Genomic DNA, 6790 nt, shown 5'->3' with positions numbered 1-6790 from the left:
GTACTGCAGGGGGGACCCTGTGGGAGAGTAGGACGCCGCCGAACTAATTTTGGAGAAAAGCCCGGACCGGGATACGGTCCGGGCTTTTCTGCGTTGGGAGGCGTCGTGCACCGTGTTACGACGCCCCCGTAGCTCAGGCCTCCCGACACTGAGGGTAAAGTCAGGGGGCATCGTTGGTTCGTTCCCCACAGGAGGCCCCCGGGTGGAGGTCCAGGAGACCCGTGTTCAGACGGACAGGGTCCTCACCATCCCGAACATCCTCAGCATGGCGCGTCTCGTCGGCGTGCCCCTCTTCCTGTGGCTCATCCTGCGCCCTGAGTTCGGGGGCCCCAAGAGTGACGGCTGGGCGCTGCTCGTGCTGGCTCTCAGCGGCATCAGTGACTATCTCGACGGGAAGCTCGCGCGGCGCTGGAATCAGATCAGCAGCCTCGGCCGGCTGCTCGACCCGGCCGCTGACCGGCTCTACATTTTGTCCACGTTGGTGGGTTTGACCTGGCGTGACATTCTGCCCATTTGGTTGACCGCCGTACTTTTGGCGCGTGAACTGCTTCTTCTGGTGATGGTGGGGATCCTCCGGCGTCATGGCTATCCGCCGCCCCAGGTGAACTTCCTCGGGAAGGCAGCGACCTTCAACCTGATGTACGCGTTCCCCTTGCTGCTTCTCAGTGACGGAACGGGCTGGATCCACGAACTCGCTGCTATTTTCGGATGGGCGTTCGCCGGATGGGGTACGACGCTGTACTGGTGGGCAGGGATCCTGTACGTGGTTCAAGTCCGCCGGCTTGTCCGGGCGGACTCCATGGCCGATTGAGCTCGCCATTGCGTTGGCAGAGGCCAGATGGCCCGCCGTGACAAGTGCGGGCCATTCCCGGCGGGCGAAGTCGGCTAGACCGTCGTCTCTTCAAGGAGGACGCTTCCGACATGAAGGCCGTCGTGATGGCCGGAGGCGAAGGCACACGCCTTCGCCCCATGACCTCGAGTATGCCCAAGCCGCTTCTGCCTGTGGCCAATCGGCCGATCATGGAGCATGTGCTCAGGCTGCTCAAGCGGCATGGGCTCAGCGAGACCGTGGTCACCGTACAGTTCCTGGCTTCACTCGTCAGGAACTACTTCGGGGACGGCGAAGATCTGGGAATGGAGCTCACCTATGCCAACGAGGAGAAGCCACTCGGCACTGCCGGCAGCGTGAAAAACGCTGAGGAAGCGCTGAAGGACGACTCTTTCCTTGTCATCTCGGGTGACGCCCTCACCGATTTCGACCTCACCGACCTCATCGAATTCCACAAGGAGAAGGGCGCACTCGTCACCGTCTGTCTGACGCGTGTACCCAATCCACTGGAATTCGGTATCACCATCGTCGACGAGGAAGGGAAGGTCGAGCGTTTCCTCGAGAAGCCGACCTGGGGGCAGGTCTTCTCGGACACGGTGAACACGGGCATCTACGTGATGGAGCCCGAAGTCTTCGACTACGTCGAAGCCGATGTTCCGGTGGACTGGTCCGGAGATGTCTTCCCGCAGCTGATGAAGGAAGGCAAGCCCATCTACGGCTACGTTGCCGAGGGCTACTGGGAGGACGTCGGCACACACGAGAGCTACGTGAAGGCCCAGGCCGACGTCCTCGAAGGAAAGGTCGACGTCGAACTCGACGGGTTCGAGATCTCTCCCGGCGTGTGGGTGGCCGAAGGCGCGGAGGTGCACCCGGACGCCGTGCTGCGGGGACCGCTCTACATCGGCGACTACGCCAAGGTCGAAGCGGATGTGGAGATTCGGGAGCACACGGTCGTCGGCTCGAACGTCGTCGTGAAGAACGGGGCTTTCCTGCACAAGGCAGTCCTGCACGACAACGTCTACATCGGGAGGCACTGCAATCTGCGGGGCTGCGTGGTCGGCAAGAACACCGACATCATGCGGGCCGCGCGGATCGAGGACGGCGCCGTTATCGGCGATGAGTGCCTCGTCGGTGAGGAATCGATCGTCCAGGGCAATGTGCGGGTCTACCCGTTCAAGACCGTCGAGGCCGGCGCCTTCGTCAACACGTCGGTCATCTGGGAGTCGCGCGGGCAGGCCCATCTGTTCGGCGCCAGGGGTGTCTCCGGGATCCTGAACGTCGAGATCACTCCGGAGCTGGCCGTGCGGCTCGCGGGGGCGTACGCGACGACGCTCAAGAAGGGTTCGACCGTCACGACCGCGCGTGATCACTCCCGTGGTGCGCGTGCGCTGAAGCGGGCCGTCATCTCCGCGCTCCAGGCCAGCGCCATGGACGTACGGGATCTGGAGAACGTGCCGTTGCCCGTGGCGCGGCAGCAGACGGCGCGGGGCAGTGCCGGCGGGATCATGATCCGTACGACGCCCGGGGTGCCGGACTCCGTCGACATCATGTTCTTCGACGAGCGTGGGGCGGATCTTTCCCAGGGCAGCCAGCGCAAGCTGGACCGGGTGTACGCGCGGCAGGAGTACCGCAGGGCGTTTCCCGGGGAGATCGGCGACCTGCACTTCCCGTCGAGCGTCTTCGACTCGTATACGGGTTCGCTGCTGCGGAACGTCGATACGACGGGGGTCGCGGAGGCAGGGCTGAAGGTGGTCGTCGACGCGTCGAACGGGAGTGCCGGGCTTGTGTTGCCCAGCCTTCTCGGGCGGCTCGGAGTCGACTCCCTGACGATCAATCCCGGGCTCGACGAGTCGCGGCCCACGGAGACCGCGGACGCCCGCAGGTCAGGGCTCGTACGGCTCGGGGAGATCGTGGCCTCGGCGCGGGCCGCGTTCGGGGTGCGGTTCGACCCGGTCGGTGAGCGGCTTTCGCTGGTCGACGAGAAGGGGCGGATCGTCGAGGACGACCGGGCGTTGCTCGTGATGCTCGATCTTGTCGCCGCGGAGCGCAGGAGCGGGCGGGTGGCGCTGCCCGTGACCACCACACGTATCGCCGAGCAGGTGGCCGCGTATCACGGGACGCAGGTCGAGTGGACGACCACGTCGCCCGACGACCTGACGCGCGTGGGGCGTGAGGACGGGACGATCTTCGGTGGGGACGGGCGGGCCGGGTTCATCATTCCCGAGTTCAGCAGCGTGTTCGACGGGGCCGCGGCCTTTGTGCGGCTCATCGGGCTCGTCGCCCGTACGCAGTTGACCCTCAGCCAGATCGACGCGCGGATTCCGCGGGCGCATGTGCTCAAGCGGGACCTCGCGACGCCGTGGGCCGTCAAGGGTCTCGTCATGCGCCGCGTCGTGGAGGAGGCGGGCGAGCGGTCCGTGGACACCACCGACGGGGTGCGGGTCGTGGAGGCCGACGGTCGTTGGGTGATGGTGCTGCCCGACCCGGCCGAGGCGGTCACCCACCTGTGGGCCGAAGGACCGGACGACGCCTCGGCCCAGCAGCTGCTCGACGAGTGGTCGGCGGTCGTGGACAGCGCCGGGCGCTGACCCGGATACCTGCTGCTCGACGTCCATTTCGGGCGTCGGGCAGCAGGGCAGTGGGGTCGTTGGGTGGCAGGGGCCACGACGTGCGACGATGTGCGGCATGTCGCAGCAGCCCCCCAAACGGAGCACTCCAGAGCGCCCCTCGCGCCCCGATGCCTCCATGTCGCTGCTGACCAACGTGATGGATCACAGCCTGGACGACGGGTACGCGGAGGCCACCGCGCGCAAAGAGGCGCTGGGGCAGAGCGGTTTGCCGAAGACGCTGCGGGCGAAGCTGGGGCTCGCCGCGGGACTCGTGCTCGCGGCGCTCGTGGTGACCGTGGGCGCGGCGCAGGCCCGGGTCACCGCGCCGGTGGTGGCCAAGGAGCGCGAGGAGCTCATCGACCGCATCGACCAGGAGACCGAGTCCGCCGACAAACTGGAGGGGCAGGTCGACTCGCTGCGCGGGCGCGTGGGGGAGATGCAGCGCGAGGCGTTGAAGAAGCACGGTGGCGAGAAGGGGGAGTTGGCGGGGGTGCTCTCCGGCGCCGTCGCCGTGCACGGCCCCGGTGTGAAGCTCGTCGTCGACGACGCCAAGTCGGCCACCACCGGCGACGGGAGCGGGCCGCGCGAGAGCAACGGTTTCTCCGACACGGGTCGCGTACGCGACCGGGACATGCAGCGCGTCATGAACGGGTTGTGGCAGTCCGGCGCCGAAGCCATCAGCATCAACGGGCAGCGCCTCACCTCGCTGTCCGCGATCAGGGCCGCGGGTGACGCGATACTGGTCGACAACAAGCCGCTGGTGCCGCCGTACACGGTGCTCGCGGTGGGGGACGGGCAACGGCTGAGTACCCGGTTCCAGAACAGCCCCGACGGTCTCTATCTGCACGCGCTGCAGGAGAACTTCGGGGTCAGGACCAGTATTTCGGCTCAGGACGACGTCGAGCTTCCTGCCGCACCCAGCGTGATCGTACGTACAGCACAGCCGAGAGCAGAGCAGAAGGGCACATCGTGATCGCCGTACTGGGCCTCGTCGTGGGAGTCGTGGTCGGTCTTTTCGTCCGTCCCGAGGTTCCGGCGGTCGTCGAGCCTTACCTTCCCATCGCCGTCGTCGCGGCGCTGGACGCGGTGTTCGGGGCGCTGCGCGCCATGTTGGACGGGATCTTCGACGACAAGGTGTTCGTCGTCTCGTTCCTGTCGAACGTCGTCGTGGCCGCGCTGATCGTCTTCCTGGGCGACAAGTTGGGCGTCGGCGCGCAGCTGTCGACCGGTGTCGTCGTGGTGCTCGGCATCCGCATCTTCTCCAACGCGGCCGCGATCCGGCGGCATGTGTTCCGGGCGTGAGGCCGATGAGTCAGAACGAGAACGAAGAGAACGCAGAGAACCGCGAGAACGCGCGGGACGAGCAACCGGACGCCGAGGCTGTCCCGTTGCGCAAGGATTCGTCCAAGGAGTTGCCCCCCGAGGTGCCGACGGAGAACCGTGCGGCCGAGCGGGAGGCGGCGGCGAGCGCGGCCGAGTCGAAGGTGCCGGAACCCGAGGCACCTGAACCCGAGTCGGCCGGCACGGATGTCCGCCCGGACGCCGGCCCGGTCTCGGGCGAGCCCGAACTGACCGGGCGGCAGCGGCTCGTGAAGGGTCTGTGGCCGCCGCGCGCGTCGCGTGCCCAACTCATCATGGCCGTGCTGCTGTTCGTCCTGGGGCTCGGGCTCGCCATCCAGGTGCGGTCCACCAGCGACAACAGTGCCCTGCGCGGTGCGCGTCAGGAAGATCTCGTTCGCATTCTCGATGAACTGGACGATCGAACTCAGCGTCTTGAGGATGAGAAGCAAGGTCTCGTGGACCAGCGCACCGAGCTGGAGAACAGTTCGGACCAGGCCAACGAGGCCCGCAAGCAGACGGCCGAGAAGCAGAAGCAACTCGGAATTCTGGCGGGCACGACGGCCGCGCAGGGCCCCGGGATCACCATGACCGTCACCGACACGAAGGGGGCCGTGGAGGCGGACATGCTGCTCGACGCGGTCCAGGAACTGCGCGCCGCCGGCGCGGAGGCGATCCAGGTGAATGATGTCCGCGTCGTGGCCAACACGTATCTGACGGACGGCGGTGGCGGGAAGGGGATCAGCGTGGACGGGCACGAGATCGCTCGTCCCTACCGGTTCAAGGTCATCGGGAAGCCGCAGGACCTGGAGCCGGCCCTGAACATCCCCGGGGGCGTGGTGCAGACCCTGGAGAAGGAGCAGGCCACGGTGGCCGTGAGCCGCTCGAACAAGATCGTCGTAGACGCCTTGCGATCCGCGCGACGGCCTGATTACGCTCGGTCGTCCTCGGAGTGAAGCCGGGGGTGCATGGTGAATACCGTGCGAGGGCATGACGTTGCGGGGGGTCGCCGCAGCAAGGGTGGTGCGCGTGGTGGAAACTGTTTGGCGGATACGGACGTTGTGAGGGTGTCCGTGTCAATGATGTACGCGATGTACGCCGATGTGTGCAGTCAGGGTTCGTCCTGCCCCACGGGCGGGTCTGTTTCGGTCAAGGGGAATCGCCCGTGAAGTTGTTTGCGAAGTTGTTCGGCAAGAGTGCGCGTGACGACAACCGTCATCGTGCGTCGCGCCAGGGAGATGTGCCGGAGACCCAGGTGGGCGAGCGCCCCCTGTTCCGGGACGAGGTCGCCGGAGGCAATTCGGGCGAACAGGGCGCGTCGTCTGTTGACCCTGCCGGTTCCAGCCGCATAGGTTTCGGAGAACCGTCAACCTCAAGTACGGGTGGAGGGTTTGCCCCCGACCCGTACGCGTCCCACGCCCCCGCGGGGCAGCCGCGGCAGGAGGATCCGTCCATGTCGGCCCTGGTGTGTACGAGGTGCGGAAACCGGAACGGGGAGAACAGCCGGTTCTGCTCCAACTGCGGTGCGCCGCTGCGCGGCGGTGCGGCGCCGGAGGGGCCGTCCGAGACGACGTCCACGATCTCCATCTCCGGCCTCGAGTCCTACGACCCGGAGGCGACGGGTCAGACGCAGCTTCCGGCCCTCTCGCCCGAGGCGCAGGCGGCGGTCGACGCGCTGCCGCTGGGCTCGGCGCTCCTGGTGGTGCGGCGCGGTCCGAACTCGGGCAGCCGCTTCCTCCTGGACGGCGAACTGACCACCGCGGGGCGCCATCCGCAGAGCGACATCTTCCTGGACGACGTGACCGTCTCGCGCCGCCACGTGGAGTTCCGTCGTCTGCAGGACGGCTCGTTCACCGTTGCCGACGTCGGCAGCCTCAACGGCACGTATGTGAACCGTGAGCGCATCGACTCGGTGACGCTGAACAACGGGGACGAGGTGCAGATCGGCAAGTACCGGCTGGTGTTCTACGCGAGCCAGCGCGGTATCTGAACCGTCCGCGATCCTTCAGGAAGG

At 66.9% G+C, this 6790-nt stretch carries 6 protein-coding genes; all 6 read left to right on the top strand.

The window, feature by feature from the left end; translation table 11 throughout:
• Nucleotides 1–202: 202 nt before the first annotated feature.
• On the top strand, nt 203–811 hold the full coding sequence (locus ACIRHA_RS43000) for a CDP-alcohol phosphatidyltransferase family protein (protein ID WP_385768954.1): 609 nt from the start codon (nt 203–205) through the stop codon (nt 809–811).
• A gap of 110 nt (nt 812–921) precedes the next feature.
• Entirely contained in the window at nt 922–3417 is a 2496-nt protein-coding gene (locus tag ACIRHA_RS42995) for a sugar phosphate nucleotidyltransferase (protein WP_403857641.1), read from the top strand.
• Nucleotides 3418–3505: 88 nt separating this feature from the next.
• Nucleotides 3506–4411, top strand: a complete 906-nt coding sequence (locus tag ACIRHA_RS42990; RefSeq protein ID WP_403857638.1) for a DUF881 domain-containing protein — start codon at nt 3506–3508, stop codon at nt 4409–4411.
• Nucleotides 4408–4740, top strand: a complete 333-nt coding sequence (locus ACIRHA_RS42985) for a small basic family protein (RefSeq protein WP_266722032.1) — start codon at nt 4408–4410, stop codon at nt 4738–4740. Before ACIRHA_RS42990 ends, ACIRHA_RS42985 begins: the two co-directional genes overlap by 4 nt.
• Nucleotides 4741–4745: 5 nt before the next feature.
• Nucleotides 4746–5732, top strand: coding sequence for a DUF881 domain-containing protein (locus tag ACIRHA_RS42980; protein WP_403857636.1), 987 nt, complete (start codon nt 4746–4748; stop codon nt 5730–5732).
• Nucleotides 5733–5815: 83 nt separating this feature from the next.
• Entirely contained in the window at nt 5816–6766 is a 951-nt protein-coding gene (locus ACIRHA_RS42975; RefSeq protein ID WP_403857647.1) for an FHA domain-containing protein, read from the top strand.
• The last annotated feature ends 24 nt before the right edge of the window (nt 6767–6790 follow it).

The organism is Streptomyces sp. NPDC102360, from assembly GCF_044766085.1.
Classification (GTDB): domain Bacteria; phylum Actinomycetota; class Actinomycetes; order Streptomycetales; family Streptomycetaceae; genus Streptomyces.
The sequence above is the reverse complement of the archived record's forward strand: the minus strand, read 5'-3'. Positions and strand labels throughout refer to the sequence as shown.

Coding starts and splice junctions, on each gene's coding strand:
- ACIRHA_RS42995 (WP_403857641.1), top strand. CDS start 922: ATGAAGGCCGTCGTGATGGCCGGAGGCGAAGGCACACGCCTTCGCCCC.
- ACIRHA_RS42990 (WP_403857638.1), top strand. CDS start 3,506: ATGTGCGGCATGTCGCAGCAGCCCCCCAAACGGAGCACTCCAGAGCGC.
- ACIRHA_RS42980 (WP_403857636.1), top strand. CDS start 4,746: ATGAGTCAGAACGAGAACGAAGAGAACGCAGAGAACCGCGAGAACGCG.